The sequence below is a fragment of the Streptomyces griseocarneus genome, assembly GCF_014655595.1.
Taxonomy (GTDB): Bacteria; Actinomycetota; Actinomycetes; order Streptomycetales; family Streptomycetaceae; genus Streptomyces; species Streptomyces griseocarneus.
On sequence record NZ_BNBL01000005.1, the window covers coordinates 424931 to 442115 of the forward strand.

The following is a 17185-nucleotide window of genomic DNA, read 5'->3' on the forward strand; positions in this document are numbered from 1 at the left end:
GTCTACGGGCTGTCGTTGAACCGCGGTGCCGCGCACTCACCGCTCGCCTCGTCCACGACGCGCCTGTGGGCGCGGCTGGCGCTGGCGGCCGCCGAATCCGGGGACGGCACCGCGGCGTTCGCCGCGCTCGAGCAGCTGCCGGAAGCGGCGGCCGCCGAACTCCTGGAGGACGTGCTCGACCACTGGGCTGCCGGCGGCGCGCCGCTGACGGCCCAGGCGCTGGATACGGACTCCCAGGGCAGTGCGACCGCGTGGGTCGACGAGGCCCCCGGAAGCCCCTTCAAGGTTGTCCGTCTCCTGCTTGACGACCCCGACGGCGTTCCGCGGTACCGGGTGCTGCTGACCCGTACGGCCGCGCCCGGCGGGGAGGGGTGGTTGCCCATGCTCACGCTGGAGTGCGAGACCACAGGTGCCGGGATCGAAGATCTGCGCCGCCGTACCGGCTGGCAGCCCTGGGACCTGCGCCGGATGCCGGGGCTCGACGTCTCCTGGCGGCTGCGGGTGGACATCGCCTCCCGGTCCCTGGTCTGTCTGACCCACGTCACCGAGGAGGGCGACGACGTCCTGCCGCACCTGTGGGACGCGGCCGAGACCGTGTCCCCGCCGGAGAACTGGTGGGACCTCCTCGACCGCGCCCAGCACGTCCTGGTCGCCGGACCGGTCAAGGACGCCGCCGACGAGACGGTTCTGACGCAAGCGGCCCGCACCGGTGAGCTCCTGGCCGTCGTCGCACGTGTCTCTTTCGGGTGAGGACCATCGTGGACGAGGACCTGGTCAGCCTCTCGCAGATCGCGCGGCTAGCCGGCGTCGGCCGCGCCGCCGTGGCCAACTGGCGCCGCCACCACGTCGACTTCCCGCCCGCCGTCGGCGGTACGGAGGAAAGCCCCCGGTTCCAGCTCGCCGCCGCTGAGGACTGGCTGCGCATCCACGGCAAGATCTTCGAAGCTGAGCCGCCGCCGGAGCCGGCCACGCTCGCCCTGGAGGGCGGGCGGACGATCACTCTGCACTTCCCCCGCCTGTCCCACTCCCCGTACGGCCAGGAGACGTTCGAGAAGCTCGGCGGGTTCATCGACGCAGACGCGCCGGTGCGCTGGCCCCGCGACGATGTGCAGCGGGCCGACGTGCCCGGCCACCCGCCGTTTCCAGGTGGACGGCGCCGATGTGGACATCAGCTACGCCGCATCCCCGACGCACCGGCAACGTGAGCGGCGCGTCAGCAAGACGTGAGCGAAGCGTTAGCGGGGAATGGGAGTCTGATTTCTCTGTGCCAGATTGGCAGCTCACATCGGTACCTGCCAATCTCATGCACGCCGCAAGGAACAGCTGGGACGGGAATCCTTCCGCGCCTGCCCTCCGATGCCGACCCGTGTTCTATTGATACGCATCTGAAGGTGGAGGCGTGAAGTATAAAACCGCCAGGGGGAAGACGGCCCTGGGCTCTCGCTCGCCCTTTCCGGGCCCCTGCTCGTATTGCCGAACCTGGCACGCCGAAGGGGATCCGGTTTCCACGCCCAGTGAAGGATAGTCTAGTGCGGGATTTCTGGAGGGGCTGGATTTGAGAACGACTGGATTGTTTTACATGCAAAAAAATACGAGAATTGTTGCCCTATTGGCAGCGTTCGCAATGATCATCGGTGCGTTTGTGGGGTTGCCGACTTCTCCCGCGTACGCCGCAGACCTGAAGCCAGAGCAGATCAAGATGGCCACCTATAATTCTCAGGGTGCCAGGTGGACCGAGGTCGAGGTACTCAGCAGGGAAAACAGCATAGTCGCGGTGCAGGAGGCCGGAGCCGATCCGCGTCTGATGATGGTGCACCAAAACGACTACCAGATCCGCGGATTCACGGTCAGACATTACCTCTGGCGGACAGGGCGGGGGGACCGGCACGTTTACTACCTGAATCCGTCCTCAAACGGTCGCGGTCGGGTCAATTTGGCCATGGTCACGCATCAGGCTGCCGATAGCATCCTGGTTGCTCCAGGCGCTGGCACTGAGGGTCGTCCTGCGCTGGGCCTGGTCTTCGGTAACAACGCCTACTTCAACCTGCACGCGCTCGCCAGCGGGGGTGGGGACGTCGCGGTGTTGCTGGACAGCATTCGGACCGAGGCGTCGATAGCTCATGTCTCGGCGTGGCATGCAATGGGCGACTTCAACCGGAGCCCGGATACGGATTCGTTCGAAAGAGTGCTCCGTGGCCTCCATGCGCATGTCTATCGCAGCGGAAACCCTACGCACCAAAGCGGTAACGAACTGGACTACCTGGTTTCATCGCAGGATATCGGAGGTAATTACTCCGCCGAACGGATGGGCGGCAGGGGGTCGGACCATTATCCAGTGCAGTTTTCTGCTCGCAGGTCCTCGGACACCGTTGCTGTGACCAGCATCAGTAATAACGGACGCGTATTGGACGTGGCTGGCCAGTCAAGTACCAACGGAACACATATCATCACCTACGATGACCATCACGGCGGGAATCAGCAGTGGCGAACCAATGGGGGCTCAGTACCCAGGTCGATGAAGTTCGTCAACAAGCAGACCGGCAAGTGCATTGACGTTTATGGCGGGCCCGATGCCGTAAGCGGTACTTACCTCAACGAATGGGACTGCCAGGGACAGAAGTCCCAAGACTGGCGACCCGTCCCTGACCCTGTCCAGGTAGGCGTCTACTCGTACGTGCATCTCGCCACCGGCTTGTGCATGGACGTACTGAACTACGCGATGAGCAACGGTGCCTGGCTCGGCCTGTACAAGTGCAGCGGAGCCCCGAACCAGAAGTTCCTGCTTCAGTGGCGCTGACCGTGGCGTTCAGCACCGAGTCGGCGTAGCGGGCCGAAGTAGGAGTCGGGCTCGCGCAGGACCTGCCGCAGGCCTGGTGCGCGGTCGGCGAGCAGATCAAGCAGGGCAGGGTAGTTGACCAACGAGGCCCCCGAGCAGCGAGATTGAGACGTCAGACATCTCGATCAACAGCACGGGGGCCTCGCGCGTTCCGTCTCACCGCCCGTCGCTCGATCGGCGGACAACTCGAAGAAGCTCAGTGCAGGAAGCTCGGGGTAGTGCTGGGCGTTGCCGGATTCATGCACCTCGGGCCGAGCCGCGTCCGCGAGCGCTGACGTCCTGCCGATCGAGTGAACCGCTCGCGATATGTGGCAGCGCCCGTTCGCCACCGAGTACGAACTCGTCATCGCCGCCGCCCTGACCGTCTTCGGCCCCCGCCTGATCCTCACCGACCACCACCCCGCCACCGGCCGGCCACCGTCACGGGGGTACCGCGTCGCACCGTCCTGTGGCAAAGGCTGCACACCGCGGACGGCCTGGCACTGACCGCACTGAATGCCGCCGCCCGGCACCGCCCACAGGGACCACCCCGCCATACCCCCAGCCGCCGGGGCGCACATCCTGATCATCTCCGGCAATCCGCACACCGAGCGCACCCTCAGCGACATCACCCGCACGGCCCGCGCGACCGGACGCGACGACCTGACCCTGCACCCGGCCGGGACCAGCGCGCCCGACCTCCCCTGGCGCCTGGAGCTGTGCCTGGGAGAGATCGCCCGCCTGCTCCACCACGCCACTCACACCGCCGCCACAACTGAAGGAATCACTGCGACTTCGCCTGGAACGCTGAAGCACTGAACGGCACCCGACAGCAAAGACCGACGAGCACCGCAGGTGAAACGCGGTTGCCCCTGGAGGACCCCGCCACCTGCCGGAGTCCTCCGCTGCTCAAGATCACTCCCAGTGACAACGCCTGTACCCGTGGGCCAAGCCCGGTTTCAGCCGGTCAGACGCTCCCGCGTCCCAACGGCTCAAACCGGTGGTCAAGCGTTGATCGTGAAGGGCGCCGATTGAGCCATCGCCCCGGTGGCATCGGTGACGGTGAGCCCCACGGAGGTGCCGGCGGGCAGATCCACGGCCCACTCGGTCGATGTGTTATCCGTGGCCGGGAACTCCGTCAGCGGCTCACCCCCGGGGTTGTTGCCCGGCAGTACGCGCACGGTGTACGGGCCCTCGCCACCTCCGAACATGAGCTTCACGGACTGGCCCTCCACCACGTTGGAAGGGGTGTTGATGGTCAGGTACATGACTTTCTCCCATAAGCCGGAGCAGAATCGCGACATGCATTCCCCTCCCGCTTTCTGACACACCTCGGACCCCCAGACAGCGGTGTTGAGGCGACGACCAGCCGAATTTCCAGGGTGCACAGGCGTCCTGAACTCGACCGGGCGTACCCCACACAGACGGGTTGACGTGAGTGGGAGTGCCGGGCATAGCCGAAGGCAGACCCCTCAGCAGCACCGCCCCAGCCCGAAGGCGACACCTACGCGGGCTCCATCACCACTCATCGTGACAACTGTGTAGGCCGCGCCCATGAATACGTGACACCACGACATGCGGGCTTACCAGTCCCAAGGCCGGGGATGCGCCGGAACCGGACTCGCGTTCGGGCGGAGCTGGGATGGTCCGTATGCGAAGCGATGCTCTTGCGGCCGTTCGTGGATCACGCTCATGGTCCGCCGCCTCACCCGCCCGCCCAGGCCTCCGCGCACGGAGCCCTACCCCGTCGAACGGCCGATGCCGTCGTCAAGCCCAGGCCGATCCGCATCCGGGCCCAGCAGCAGCCGCACACCGTCCGCCCCGCGCCCACCGCCCTCGCCTGACAGCCCCGAAATCCACGCTGAGAAGCTGTCCTAACTCCCGAATCTGATGTGGTATGGGGGTATTGGGCGGTTTCGGCACGCTGAACAGTGCGAGCGGGAGGTCGGTCTGCCGGCCTCCCGCTGCGTTCCGCGTCAGGTGGTCGGCTGGTCCCAGACGACCACGACGTAGCCGTCGCCGCCGGCGAGGCCGGGGGCGCCGACCTGGCCTTGCTGCCCGTCGCTGCCCCAGTTCTCGGACAGGCGCTCGTTGGAGGCGCCGCGGGCTCCCTTGCCGCCGTCGCCGCCCGCGCCGCCCGTTCCGGGCAGGCCGGGCTGCCCGCCCGCGTCGGGCCCGTTGGGGTCGACGGGCCAGGCGCCGTCGCCGCCCTTCGTACCGGGCGTGCCGACGCTGCCGACCTGGCCCGCGCCACCGCCCCGCGGGCCGTCGCCGCCGGGCCGCCCTGGCCCGGTTGACCGGGGTGCCCGCCGTTCAGAGCGTAGGGATCCTGGCGGTGGCGCCCGGATTCGGGATAGGCGCACTTTGAGCCGGTGCTCCCGCCGCCGCAGCCTCCCGCCCCGCCCTTGCCGCCGTTGCCGTGGCCGCCGCCCACGCCCCCGCGGGCGTCCAGCAGCCACGTGCCGTACTTGCCGTCCTTGATGTTGGAGCCGCCGCCGCTGCCTCCGAGCGCCGCGTTGTATGCGTCCTTGCCGGACCCGCCCTTCTACTCTTGCGCTCCGGCACCGCCGGGACTTCCGACGCCGCCCGCGCCGCCGGCCTCCCCGCCGCGGCCGACGAACACTTTCAGCTTCTGCCCAGGCGCGACCTTGAACTTGCCGTACACGAAGCCGCCGCTGGTGCCGCCGCCGCCACCTGCACCACCGCCACCACCTGCACCACCGCCACCACCTGCACCGCCGCCACCCCCGCCCTTCCGGATGTTCTTGGCGGCGGAGGTCGCCACGCGGGTGCCACCGCCGCCCCCGCCTCCGCCTCCGGTGGCTCCACCGCCACCGCCCGCGCCCCACACGTAGCCGGTGACGCTGTGCACGCCCTCAGGGACCACGAACTCGATCCAGTCCTGCGTCTTGGTGAACTCCGCCCGGCAGACGCCGGCTGTGCACCGCGTGTCGGCCGCCTCGGCGGTCCCCAGCGCGCCCAACGGACAGCGACCCGGCCACCAGAGCCGAGACCACCACGGCCCGCACCGCATTCCTCAACAAGTCGCTACTCCATCCTGTGTTCAGCCGTATGACGGACAAACACAGGAAAGCCCCAACCAGGCCTGCCCGGGCGATCCTCGACGAGCACCCACCCGAACGAACGTCGACCCCCAAACACGTTGGGCACCGCGTTCGACCGTCAGCAAACCGGAGCGCGCCGGTCGATGACCATGGGTGACTGGTCCGCCGCAGCCGGCTCGGTGGACAGGGCACCCGACCTGCCGGACAGGCCCGTACGCACTCCAGGAGGCCAGGCCTCGCGTCAACGAGGCTTTCACAGGATCAAGCCCCACTACGAAGAGATATGACTGCTTCTGACCGCCGTGACGCGATCCAGTGCGCTCTCGACGAGCGCCTCAGCGCACGCATGTCCCTCCAGAGCAACCCCGCCTGCGCTCACCGAGCGTCACAGACCAGGGGATTAAGCACAAAGATCAGGCTGCCTGGTCGGTGAAGACGAAGTGGGCTGCCGCTGTAGATCTGTCTGAGAAGCGACGCTGATGCGCCGCGCTGAGTGGGACGGCGCGGGGAAACGTAACCGATGGAGCGGAACTACGTTGTGACAGATGTGAAGATTACCAAGGCGCGCGCCGCCACCTTCATCGTCATTGCCGCCTCCGCCGCTCTGCTTGCCTCGCCTTCGGCATGGGCGGACGGCGACTCCGGCGAGGCGCCCCTCAGCTCCAGCACCAAGGCCGCCGACTGGGACCTGATCGCCAAGGTCGGAGAGCTCGAGTTCGACCTGGCCGCGCTGATCCCAGGGTTCGATCGCTGATCCGGCCCGATCACCCCGGCGCCAGGGATGCCTTCCGGGCGAGCTGGTCGAGCAATACAAACGGCGGCCGTTCGTCGATGCAGAGCTGTGGGCGGGCAAGATCGGCCGGGCGATCGAGACCGGACTCAGTCCAGGGCAGAGTGAGCTTGGTGTCCTGTGACAGAGAACCTCGGGGTCCTGCGCTGGCATCAGTGATTCGGGAAGGGTGACGGCCCCGAGTCCGCCGGGTGATCAGGCGGCCTGTGCCAGGTAGTACGGGGTGACGTCGCGTCGGGTGGCGGGCTGGGCCCTGCGGCGGGTCAGGCGCCTCGTCATCAGGGTGATGGCCGCCCAGGTGATCAACGATTCGCTCTCGGGGAGCCGTTCGTGGTCCCGGCAATGCCGTCGGGCCCGCATGATCCACGACCATGATCGCTCGACTACCCACCTGCGCGGGAGGACGACGAAGCCCTTCGCGTCCGGCGGGCGCCGTACCGTTTTGATGGTGATGTCGAGGTAGGTCCTGGCCCAGGTCACCAGCTTTCCGGCGTATGCGGAGTCGGCCCAGACGATGGCGATCTCAGGGTGAATGAGCGCGAGGCGGAATAACAGCTCCTTGGCCGCGTCACGGTCGGTCACGTTGGCCGCGGTGACCATCACCAGCAGCACCAGGCCCCTGCTATCGCAGATCAGGTGCCTTTTCCTCCCGTTGATCTTCTTGGCTTCGTCCCATCCCCTCGTGTCCTTGCCGACCGTCTCGGAGGCCTTGATGCTCTGGGAGTCGACGATCGCCGAGGCCGCGCGGGGTGTCTTCCCGCTGGCGAGACGGACCTTGCGGCGGAGCTGGTCGCGGATGACACCGATGACCCCGGCGGCGGCCCAGCGCCGCGCGAACCCGTAGATCGTGCGCCAGGGCGCGAAGTCGGCGGGCATGGCGCGCCACTTGATGCCGTTGTCGACCAGATAGCGGATGCCGTCGATGATCTCCCGCCGGGGGTGGGCTTCGGGGTGCCCGCCGGTCGGTTTCTGGCAGGCCGGGACGGGCAGAAGCGGCTCGATCAGGTGCCATTCAGCGTCGGTCATGTCGGAGGGGTAGCGGGGCTCGCGCATCAGGGGACGAGGCCCGGCCCGTGTGGGGAGTACGGCGGACGCGTGGACCGGACCCCGGTCTCCTGATCTCTCGGCGAGCGCCCCGGCCGCGTCGGCGTCAGTGCGGTGGCCGGGCGGCCATCGTGAGGTTCGACTCGATCGCCTTCATCTGGTCGCTGAGGTAGCCCGCCCACGTGCTCTTCGGGAACAGGGCCAGGTGCGGGCCGATCGTGCCCGTGATCACCCGGCGGAACTGGGTGAGCTTCTCGCTGAGCCAGGCCCGCTCCCACTCCTCCAGCTCGGCCTCGCTCGCACAGAAGTGATAGCCCAGGTCACGCGTCCAGGTCACCGGCGGCCAGCCGCGTTCGGCACACAGATCGCGCAGCGTGGCCAGCCCCCGCCTGGTCTGCCAGCGGCTGAGCTCGCACGAGCCCATCAGCCGAATGAGCACCATCCCAGCGGGCGCGACCTCGAACAAGGCAGTGCGGATCAAGTCGGCGTGGCGCTCCGAGGCCGGAGAGCGCTTGGCCACGGCTACTCTCCCCGCAGAAGGCGGGCGAGTTCCTCGTCCACGTCGACGTCGCCGGTCTCGGCGGCAGTCTCGATCCAGTCCAGAACGGCCCGGCAGCGCGCGACGTTCTGCGCCAGGACGGCCCGTTCGTCGTCCGACAGCTGCCGGCCGCGCAGCTGGGGCACCGTCTTCCCGCAGGCGGCCACGAAATGATGGCAGGCGCCGACCAGGTCCAGGAACTCGGCGGTCCGCTCGATCTTCCTCACCGCCCGCCCGCCCGCCCGCCCGCCCGCCCGCCCGCCCGGCCGGCGTCTGGCGGCGGAAGGTGTCCGCCTGCTGCTGCGAACTGTCGGTCTGAGCCCGGTTGACCGCGTGCCGGGCGGTGTCGTCGGCGACCACCCGGGCCGCGACCTCCGGACGGCGCAGCACATCGGAGGCGACCTGCGCCGCGACCGTGTCATCCTCGATCAGGTCGTGCACAACCTCCGTCTTGTGCTGCGTGGTCTGCGCTTTGTTGACCATGTGCCGGGCGGTGTCATCCGCGACCACTTTGGCCGCCACCGCCGGACGGCGCAGCACGTCCGCGGCCACCTGGGCCGCGACCTCGTCGTCGCCGGCCAGACGATGGATGGCCGCCACCTTCTGCGGCACCGTCTCGGGCCGGTCCGGGCGCTGCCCGACATGCTTCTTGGCCAGGCCCGTCGTCCAGCGCCGTACCCCGGCGCGCTCGTCCAGCGGAGGCGCCCCGATCGTCTCGAAGCGCTCGGTGTCGTCCCCGATGCTCGCGAGGATGTAGTGGACCTTGTGGGAGACGCCGTGACGACGCTGCTCTTCGGGCCAGCGGTGGGCGGCGAACCGGTAGTTGCGGACCGTACTCAGCGACAGCCCCAGGTCGTCGGCATAGATCTGCAACGAGGCATCGACGCCGAACAGATCCTCGCTGGGGGCCGGATGTGCGCCGCCGACCTGCTGCATCGGCTCGATCTCCAGCGCGTGGTCCCCGATGGTGAACTGGATGCGCTGCATCTGCTCGACCAGTTCCCGGTCGGCGCCGATGAACTCCTCGTAGCGTCGCGGGTGATATGGCCGATCACGGCGGTGGGCATGACGCCTCACCATCCTCAAGGGGCAAGGGCCCGGCAGACCGGACCACCGGAGAGGACACCCCGGCCCAACTCCCGCCAGCGTCAATCCGTTTCGAGATCGAACACCGGCAATGACAGCAACTGACCATTCGAAAACAAATCGGACACATGAACCGTTCGCGGAAGCGTTTATTTGGACGCTTGGGCGAACAGTTCCTTCCGCGCTACCCATGCCCTCCGACGGCACTTCGCCGAGCAGTACACCGCGTTGCTGCGGTGATCCAACCCGGCCACCCAGACCGCCCCGCACACCGGGCAGACCCGCCGGCCCTCGTCCCGCTCCAGCGCCGCCGCCCGCAGCCTCACCCGCCGCAGCCGGCGCCACTGCCTGGACCGGCACACCCCCGAGCAGAACACCGCCCGGGGCCCGGCATCCGGCCTCAGCCAGTCACCGCAGCCCGGACAACGACGTCCGCGTACAGGCCCGTCACCCCCGGCCACCAAACCAGATTAGACCCACCCAAAGATCCATACCGGAGGTTGAGAAACAGGCACTGAAGCGCCGCTCGTTCCCGGACTGCCGGCACCGGCACCGGCGGCGGCGCCACCACCATCGCCCCCTGTGCTGTTGCCGCCTGGGGCGCCTCCGCTGCCGCCCCCGCCGACACCGCCGGTGACGGCGGTAGCCAGCTCGCTTCCGTCCGGAGCCTGGATCCTGGTCACACCGCCGGCGCGTGCGCCCGCACCACCCGCGGCGCCGTCTCCGCCGATGCCGCCTTTCCGGCCTCCGCCGCCACCCGCGCCGCCGTACCCACAGTGATGGTCAGCAACTTGATGCTGGAGGCATCGATCACAATGTGTTCGAGCAGGTGGGCCCAAGTGCCGTCCGATTCCCATTGGCAGAACCGCTTGTACGCCGTCTGCCAGGGCCCGTATCGCTCAGGCAGGTCACGCCATGGAGCCCCGGTCCGCAGATGACGCAGCACGCCGTTGACCACCTGACGGTGGTCCCGCCACTGACGGCCACGCCCGTTCACCTGCGGCAACAGGGGTGCTAGGCACGCCTTAGGGTGTACGGGTGGCCCCGTCTGACACGGCATCGAAGACACGTTTTCTGGTCCTGCACGACTACGGCATGGGCGGCACCTGGTGGTGGGTCCACGCCCGGTCCGAACAGGAGGTGCTGGAGACCTTCGCCGAAGTGGAGGTCGTGCACACCGAGGCCACCCGCGCAGAGGCCGAGACGTGGGGGCTTGACGAGGCCGACGTCGACGGACCGACCACACCGCCCGGCTTGGCCGAGGCCAGAGCCGAACGGGACGCCCAGCGCGGCATGCCGGGCTTCGGCGCTTTGGCCGGCCGGGACCTGCTGTACCTGAGCCGCCGTTGGGACGAGGACGACGATCCGATGGTCTACCTGATGGAGGTCGGCCCTGACGGCCGTCGGCTCCGCCAGGTCGAGCTGACCGAGGACGGGATGGCCTACCGGAGCACCCCGGAGGACTGGCCCTTCAACCCGCCGTGGGTGGACCGCTACGACCCTGCGTGGGTGCCGTTCGTGATCGGCCAAGAAGAGTTCGAGGCCCAGTGGACCCGGGCCGTCCACGATCCGAGCCGCTGGGATTAGGGTCTGCCTGACAATCCCCGCCGCGGCTGGGCCGCCTGGCATGAGCCCTCCTTGCCCCCGTCAGACAAGAGGGGTTCTCTTGGCGCACGCACCGAACAGCCTGGCCTGATCCGACTCGAATTGTCAGACAGATCCTGGTCCTGGTCCTGGTTGTCGACCTGTCCAAGGCGTCGAGCGCCAAGGGCTCCTCAGCCGTGAGGCCCCAGCGTTGCGAAGCTCGAATTGGACTCGTGCATCTTGTGGGTGCCCTGCTCCGTTGCCCAGCCCACGCGCTCGCTGATCGAGTGGTGGTAAAGGCCCAGCATCGTAGGGTCCGGTTGCGGTATCCAGGCCGTGATTCTGCGGCACCGCTCGGCCTCAGCACGGGCTTACGCCCGCACAACCTCGGCACCTACATCTTGGAGACAAAACCGCACACCCCCACCCTCGTCTTCGAGATCACCCCAGACACACCAGGGTATGAGCGGAGCGAGTAAATCCAATTCCCGGTCGGTGAGTTCATGTCTGTGCATCCGGCCAGGACCGTCAGCAGGTGATCTTTGGTGACGGGACAATGGTTCCCGCACAATCACGGTATGACCGACATCGTTGAAGCAGCCTGGCACAAGATCCTGGCCACTACGGGTGAACCTTCTGGGCCGGAAGGATCACCGCTTCTGGAACCGTTTGCCGAGCTGGTGCGGGTGGCGCATGCCGAGCCGCTGCTTCGTCAGCTCTACCCCTGGACTGGCATGTGGGAGCTGCACTTCAGCAGGTGCACGGAGATCCGCCACACGTGGGACATCCCCTACATCGGCACGCTGGGAGGTGGCCGGTACTACGTCGAAGGACCGGGTCGGAGCAGCCCGCGGATCGCCGAGACGGTCAGCGCACAGGTCGCAGTAGCGATGGTTGTCGATCGCCTTCCGCCACTCTGTGGGCCGGCCTTCATCGGCAGTGCGGAGGAACTGGCCGCTTACGAGAAGGCGCGAGACAGAAGATAAGAGCGGGATCATGGCTTGGCGGAAGCAGAATCCAGGACCGTAAGAGACTTTGAAGAAGGGACCCTAGATCAGATGCCCTCTTACAACGGCTAACACGATGAGGTGGATGGGTCCTGGTGGCCGTGTCCGGAGCGGGAGTTGAGCGTTCGCTCCGCTGCGCGGGCATCGCCGTGGGTCGTGTCGGATGAGCTGTGGGAACGGCTCGGACCGCTGCTGCTGTGCAAGGAGCGTCGGTTCCGGCATCCGGGCCGCAAGCCGTTGCCGGACCGGCAGGTGCTATGCGGGATCCTGTACGTACTGCATACGATCCACACGGCCCATGCCGCCGGCCTCACCGGCTCTTCCAGAGCGCCGCCAGCACCATCGGCCCCCGCAGCGCACCAGGGGGCAGCCGGTGTTTCCACTGCGACGGCACCGGGCTTGCCCGCTCGCTGCGGGAGCCGGCCTGATCTGCTGGGCAAGCATGTGGGGGGAGCCTGGGCAAGCTCCCCCCAACGGGAGCTTGCCCAGGCCGCCTGGTCGGCGCTGGGCTGGAGGCCGCGAGCCGAACGGCCCGGTCACAGCGAAGGAGGAACGGGTGCGCAGCTTCGAGACGGGACAGACGCTCGTACAGCGCGACGTGCACCGTTCCGGCCGCGTGTGGAGCGAGCACGCGCTGCGCGTCGTCGCCGACACCAGCGAGGCCTGGTGGGCGCCTGCCCGCCAGGAGCCGAGGTCCGCTGGCCCGCCCTGTACGTCAGTCAAGGCCCGCGTCGACGACGACCGGTGAGTGCGCACGGAGGCGTTCGACGCGATGGTGACCGGCGTGTGGGAGCTGGCGGCTGCGGCGTGGCAGGCGATCGAGCTGATGCTGTGGAAGCCGCCGACGGCGTGGTTCAGCGTCAACGCCTTCTAGACGAGCGCCGGGCTGCGGAACCGGTACGTGAACTTTGAGTGCCCCACCGCCCGGACCGGCGACGGGTCGAGCAACGGTCGACGAGGGCACCCTCGGACCTCCGCCGCATACGCCGGACGATCACCCAGACGCTCGCCTCGTCGTTGGGCCTGCCGGGTACTGGTGACAGCCACTGGCTGTCCCGCCCGGAGTCGCGTAACGCCGGGTTCGCAGCGCGAGTTCGGATGAGGGGGCCGGCCGGGAGGCATGAGACCGGCTGGGGCTCCGGGGTGCGGCGGCTGGGTCCTGTGCGTGTGGACCCGGGGTTCGCACGGAGGCGGCCGCCGCTGTGTCGTTCAACGATGGTGTCCTGGAGACTGTCACGCTCCTTGGTGCGTTCATGCTCGCCGGAGCGGAACCCGGTGCTGCTGTCGCGTTTGTCGAGGGCGCGGTGGTGGGCGGAGCCGGTTTCGGCCTTCTCATGGGTAGCCGGCCGGCGGCGGTGGTTGCCGCGGGTGCGGCCGGTCTGGGTGCGGGGACCGGTCGTTCCTGGCCCGCCGCCAGGTGGCTCTTTCTTCCGGGCCGAGGCCGTCTTGGCTGACGTGCCCAGCTCATGGCGCCTGCTGAGTCTTCTTGACCTGAAGTTTGGTTGAGGTCCTAACGTCATGGCATGTTGATCACCGCCTGATGACAGGAGAAGTCCTCATGATCCTTGTAACCGGAGCCACGGGAAATATAGGAAGCGCCCTCCTGCGAGAGCTCCAGGCGTTCGGCGCCGGGCCGCTGAGGGGGCTCACTCGTGACATTGCGCGGGCCGCGTTCCCGGAAGGGGTCGAAGCCGTTGCGGGTGACTTCGCTCGGACAGCCTCGCTGAAGCCCGCGTTGGAGGGTGTGCGATCGCTGTTTCTTGTGTCACGCATGGGTCCGGACGCCGAGATCATCGAGGCGGCTCGGCGGGCAGACGTGGAGCACGTAGTGCTGGTGTCGTCCATTACCGTCCAGACCCATCCGCACTTGGGCCCCGCCGGCGAGAACCTGGCTGTCGAGCAGCTGCTCAAGGACAGTGGCATGGCGTGGACGATCCTGCGGCCGACACAGTTCGCCTCGAATGCCCTGTGGTGGGCGGGAACGATCCGCGAGCGCGAAACGGTCCGTGTACCTTATGCGGACATTGGCCTTCCCACGATCCATCCCGCAGACATCGCATCGGTGGCCCGGGTGGCACTGACCGAGTCCGGCCACCAACAGCAGACATATGCGCTGACCGGTCCGGAGCGGATCACGGCCCGGCAGCAGGTCAGGACCATCGCGGCGGTACTGGGGCGAGAAGTGCCGTTCGCCGAGATCAGCCGGCAGGAAGCCCATCGTCAGATGGCCGTCTTCCTGGGCGACGAAGCCGCGGACGCAGTGCTCGACGTGACAGGAGGCGACGTCAACGACGAGCTGCTCACGGTGCGCGACACTGCTTCCCAGATCACCGGTGACCCGGCCAGGACGTTTCAGCAATGGGCCTCGGAGAATGCCGCCGCCTTCCACTGAGCCGCCTGATTCCGAGCATGTTCATCGTGCCCCGACGACGGGGCGGCCGTCGAGGCCAGGGCCTTCGCTGAATGTGGAATCCCCGGAAGACGAAGCTGTCGTCGATGTGGGTGATGCGGGTCTTCTCGACCGAGAGAGTCATCTTCGGCTTGCGGGCCAGCAGCTCACCGACCTCCGTCCTGAGCGTTCCGGGCCTCGGACTCATGGCGCTGTCGGCTAGGGAAACCGGGGTGTGCTGTCCTGACCGCCCGGCTGGCGATCACTGTCCGGCAGAAGCCTCCGGGGCCTTCAACCTGGCACACGACGTACGCTGTCGGGCGATCAAGTAGTCACCGCGGAGCGCGGAGACATGGTCGTCGTACCGCCCGGCACACAGCATGCCTTTGCCGCCGCGCCCGGCGAGATTGCGGACATGCTCGTCATCATCACGCCCGGGGTGGAGCGCTTCGAGCACAAGCGGCTCGGCCCGGCATCGAACTGGCGACTCTGGCCGAGGAACTGAAGGCGAGCGACGTCGGCTTGGAGTTCCTCGACGGTGAGCTCCAGGGCTCACACGACCCCTCCGGAGTCGTGTTTACCGTGTTGGGCGCCCTGTCTGGCATGGAACGCGAGTACATCCGCGACCGCACCCTGAAGGCCACGAGTCCGCCCGCAGGCCCGGCGAGACGATCGGCGGCGCGGGCGTCATTGACGAGTCCATGCTGTCCATGGCCCTCCACCTGCTCGAGCAGGAGATGAGCCTGCGCGACATCGCCAAGCGGCTCGTCATCACCACCGGCAAGAAAAAGGGCCAGCACGCCTCACCCGCCACCGTCATGCGGATGTTGCGTGAGCACGACGAACAGACGGCCACAGCCGCTGAAGGCACCCGGATAGCCCCGATCCTCAGCGTTCAACCATGGAGTAAGGGGCTACTCCTGCGGCCCGAAAATTTCCTCGACGAACAGCGCTGCGGGCAGGTCGGACAACGCCTGGATCCGCACCTAACCGAGTGCCGGCGGGTGCTCGGCTGGACGGCGTCCCCAGGCCGAGATCAGCGGCGCGAGTGTCAGGTCGAGTTCGCCCGCGTGGATGGCGGCCAGGTGCGCGTCGATCTCGGCGTCGTCGGCCAGGCCGGCCGCGAGCAACTCGCCGCGCACGTGCCGGATGGTCGCCGCCTCCAGCCGGTCGCAGGCCAGCCCGCCGACCGGGAAAGCGCCCGCTGCGGCGACGTCTACCAAGCCGGCCTCACGCAATGCCCGCGGCAGTGTCCGGCCGTAGCGCAGGTCCGCGCCGCGGCGCGTCAGCAGCTCCCGGACCGCGTCACGCAGCCGGTTGGCCCGCCGCTGCGCAGGGCCGCTGTCGTCCAGGCATGCCAGTGGCTGCAGAGCGGTATCGGCGTCCTCGACCAGCAGCCAGCCGCCGGGCCGTAGTGCTGCCACCATCGTGGCCAACGCCCGGGCCCGGTCGGGTACATGGACCAGCACGAGGCGGGCGTGCACCAGATCGAACGTCCCCGGCTCCGGGGGCGGGTCAGCGGCGACGTCGTGCCGGCGCACCTCGTACCCGTCGCCTGTCTTCAGCCACGACGGGTCGATGTCCGTGGCCAGCACGTGCCCGGTCGGACCGACGGCCGCCGCGAGCGCCTCCGGGATACCGGGGCCACCGGCCCCCACTTCCCAGCAGCGCGAGCCGGCCCTGACCCCCAGTCGATCGAAGTGCCCGCGTGTCACGCCGTCGAACAGCTCGGCCAGCCAAACGAATCGCTCGCCCGCCTCGGCGCGCGCGTTGTCCAGCAGGTACCCGCGGGCGGGAGCGGACTCTCCATCGAGCGCGGTGGTCCCGTCTATCGGATCCGGTCGGCTACCGACGTGGGGTGGGCGGGGCGAGGAGGTCATGACTACATGGTCAACCGTCCCAGGCCACCAGCGCCACGACGACGGGAGAGGGATGTCTCACACAGCCAGCGAACCCCGTACGTCCTACAGCACGGTTCTGCACCGTGACGCGCCAGGAGGGGTACATGTATTCGGCCCTCACAGTCAGCGCACCAGGCGCGGGACAGCGCGCTGACCGGACTGTCGGCTACGGCCGGTTCGACGTCGTACTGGACGCCCTCGATCACGACGTGAGGTCGGGGCCGGCGGATCCAGCAGATGCACGTCCCCGTTCATGACGGGTGGTACCTCTTCTCCAGTTCGGGATCCGGGGCGCGCCACTCGCAGGGCTTGGCGCCGGTGGCGACGTCGCAGTGCTGTTACGCGCGGCGTGGACGTCGTAGGCGGCGAGGCAGGCCAGGGCACCGCCGCGTCCGTAGGTGTGATTGACGCGCATCGCCCTGGCCTTGCCGGGCGGCGAGGGTGGGGTGGCAGCGGCACCGGGCCTGGATGGAGGTCTTCTCGTCCGCGCTGATCACGTACTCGTCATCGCCGAGCTGTTCGCCCTGCCAGGTGCGGGCGTACAGGTCCAGCACCCGGGCGGCCTTCAGCCGGAAGCCGAGGCTGGTGATGAAGATCCAGGAGCGGTGTTGCCAGTGCTTGAGCGCCTCCTGGGCTGGCCGGCGACGCACGGTGTCCAAATGCAGACCCGTCTCCCGGGCGATGCATGCACTGGAGTGTCCACGCGCGGCGTCCAGCACCACCTGTGCACGCACCCTCAGCCGGTGCTCGGTCCTGTGGCCGTAGGCCATCTTCTTCAACCGCACGCGCTCGGCGGCACTCGGGGCTGTCGGACAGGGGGCGGACGGGCATGGCGGGCGAGCCGACCGGCCGAAGTGGATCACTCGTACCCCGCAGCCTGCCCCGCCCGTCACCGCCCCAGCCCCCGCAATGACCGGTACAAGAGGCCACTTGGACAGGGAAAACGCAACTTCGACATGGGCCGCA

At 68.2% G+C, this 17185-nt stretch carries 17 protein-coding genes and 5 pseudogenes; 14 read left to right on the top strand and 8 right to left on the bottom strand.

Annotated features, from left to right (window positions below; translation table 11 throughout):
• Positions 1-15: 15 nt before the first annotated feature.
• From IE295_RS16040 to IE295_RS16060, 5 genes and pseudogenes are all read left to right on the top strand, one after another.
• Entirely contained in the window at positions 16-750 is a 735-nt protein-coding gene (locus tag IE295_RS16040; protein ID WP_190064286.1) for a hypothetical protein, read from the top strand.
• 5 nt (positions 751-755) lie between these two features.
• A pseudogene (locus IE295_RS34625) lies at positions 756-944 on the top strand (SAM-dependent methyltransferase); the annotation flags it as partial.
• A 635-nt stretch (positions 945-1579) separates the two neighbouring features.
• Positions 1580-2797 carry an RICIN domain-containing protein gene (locus IE295_RS16050; protein WP_224323414.1) on the top strand — a complete coding sequence of 406 codons (1218 nt, stop codon included), beginning with the start codon at positions 1580-1582 and terminating at the stop codon, positions 2795-2797.
• A gap of 345 nt (positions 2798-3142) precedes the next feature.
• Positions 3143-3322 carry a hypothetical protein gene (locus IE295_RS16055; RefSeq protein WP_190064289.1) on the top strand — a complete coding sequence of 60 codons (180 nt, stop codon included), beginning with the start codon at positions 3143-3145 and terminating at the stop codon, positions 3320-3322.
• A gap of 9 nt (positions 3323-3331) precedes the next feature.
• On the top strand, positions 3332-3634 hold the full coding sequence (locus tag IE295_RS16060) for a hypothetical protein (protein WP_190064290.1): 303 nt from the start codon (positions 3332-3334) through the stop codon (positions 3632-3634).
• Positions 3635-3819: 185 nt separating this feature from the next.
• Here IE295_RS16060 and IE295_RS16065 read toward each other — a convergent pair whose 3' ends face one another.
• The 3 genes from IE295_RS16065 to IE295_RS34130 all read right to left on the bottom strand — a co-directional run bounded on the left by IE295_RS16065 (position 3820) and on the right by IE295_RS34130 (position 5798).
• Positions 3820-4083, bottom strand: coding sequence for a hypothetical protein (locus IE295_RS16065; protein ID WP_190064291.1), 264 nt, complete (start codon positions 4081-4083; stop codon positions 3820-3822).
• A 708-nt stretch (positions 4084-4791) separates the two neighbouring features.
• Positions 4792-5178, bottom strand: coding sequence for a hypothetical protein (locus IE295_RS16070; protein ID WP_190064292.1), 387 nt, complete (start codon positions 5176-5178; stop codon positions 4792-4794).
• A 182-nt stretch (positions 5179-5360) separates the two neighbouring features.
• A complete protein-coding gene (locus IE295_RS34130; RefSeq protein ID WP_190064293.1) occupies positions 5361-5798 on the bottom strand; it encodes a hypothetical protein in 438 nt (145 codons plus the stop codon).
• 602 nt (positions 5799-6400) lie between these two features.
• On the opposite strand from IE295_RS34130, the gene IE295_RS16080 reads away from it, so the two are divergent.
• Positions 6401-6634 (top strand): hypothetical protein, encoded by a 234-nt coding sequence (locus IE295_RS16080; RefSeq protein WP_190064294.1) that lies wholly within the window; start codon positions 6401-6403, stop codon positions 6632-6634.
• 209 nt (positions 6635-6843) lie between these two features.
• Here IE295_RS16080 and IE295_RS16085 read toward each other — a convergent pair.
• The 3 genes and pseudogenes from IE295_RS16085 to IE295_RS16100 form a co-directional block, all read right to left on the bottom strand.
• Positions 6844-7723, bottom strand: a pseudogene (locus IE295_RS16085) (IS5 family transposase); the annotation flags it as partial.
• Between the two features lie 97 nt (positions 7724-7820).
• Positions 7821-9332, bottom strand: coding sequence for a DUF6192 family protein (locus IE295_RS34630; protein ID WP_443732315.1), 1512 nt, complete (start codon positions 9330-9332; stop codon positions 7821-7823).
• An 822-nt stretch (positions 9333-10154) separates the two neighbouring features.
• A pseudogene (locus IE295_RS16100) lies at positions 10155-10398 on the bottom strand (transposase); the annotation flags it as partial.
• Between IE295_RS16100 and IE295_RS16105 the strand changes: the two are divergent.
• The 8 genes and pseudogenes from IE295_RS16105 (at position 10377) to IE295_RS33540 (ending at position 15059) form a co-directional block, all read left to right on the top strand.
• Entirely contained in the window at positions 10377-10925 is a 549-nt protein-coding gene (locus tag IE295_RS16105; RefSeq protein ID WP_224323413.1) for a hypothetical protein, read from the top strand. The pseudogene IE295_RS16100 and the gene IE295_RS16105 overlap by 22 nt on opposite strands.
• A gap of 575 nt (positions 10926-11500) precedes the next feature.
• Positions 11501-11908: a DUF6193 family natural product biosynthesis protein gene (locus tag IE295_RS16110; protein WP_224323412.1), complete on the top strand. Its 408-nt coding sequence runs from the start codon at positions 11501-11503 to the stop codon at positions 11906-11908.
• 102 nt (positions 11909-12010) lie between these two features.
• A pseudogene (locus IE295_RS16115) lies at positions 12011-12214 on the top strand (IS5/IS1182 family transposase); the annotation flags it as partial.
• A 271-nt stretch (positions 12215-12485) separates the two neighbouring features.
• A complete protein-coding gene (locus tag IE295_RS16120; RefSeq protein ID WP_190064423.1) occupies positions 12486-12677 on the top strand; it encodes a hypothetical protein in 192 nt (63 codons plus the stop codon).
• Positions 12678-12803 carry a hypothetical protein gene (locus tag IE295_RS34135; RefSeq protein ID WP_263453933.1) on the top strand — a complete coding sequence of 42 codons (126 nt, stop codon included), beginning with the start codon at positions 12678-12680 and terminating at the stop codon, positions 12801-12803.
• A gap of 684 nt (positions 12804-13487) precedes the next feature.
• Positions 13488-14321, top strand: a complete 834-nt coding sequence (locus tag IE295_RS16125) for an NAD(P)H-binding protein (RefSeq protein WP_190064297.1) — start codon at positions 13488-13490, stop codon at positions 14319-14321.
• A 295-nt stretch (positions 14322-14616) separates the two neighbouring features.
• Positions 14617-14781: pseudogene (locus tag IE295_RS16130) on the top strand (cupin domain-containing protein); the annotation flags it as partial.
• 59 nt (positions 14782-14840) lie between these two features.
• Complete coding sequence (locus IE295_RS33540) at positions 14841-15059, top strand: recombinase family protein (RefSeq protein WP_229922971.1); 219 nt, start codon at positions 14841-14843, stop codon at positions 15057-15059.
• Between the two features lie 245 nt (positions 15060-15304).
• Here IE295_RS33540 and IE295_RS16140 read toward each other — a convergent pair whose 3' ends face one another.
• On the bottom strand, positions 15305-16198 hold the full coding sequence (locus IE295_RS16140; RefSeq protein WP_190064411.1) for a methyltransferase domain-containing protein: 894 nt from the start codon (positions 16196-16198) through the stop codon (positions 15305-15307).
• Positions 16199-16557: 359 nt separating this feature from the next.
• Positions 16558-16998 (bottom strand): hypothetical protein, encoded by a 441-nt coding sequence (locus IE295_RS33545; protein ID WP_224323411.1) that lies wholly within the window; start codon positions 16996-16998, stop codon positions 16558-16560.
• Positions 16999-17185 lie beyond the last annotated feature (187 nt).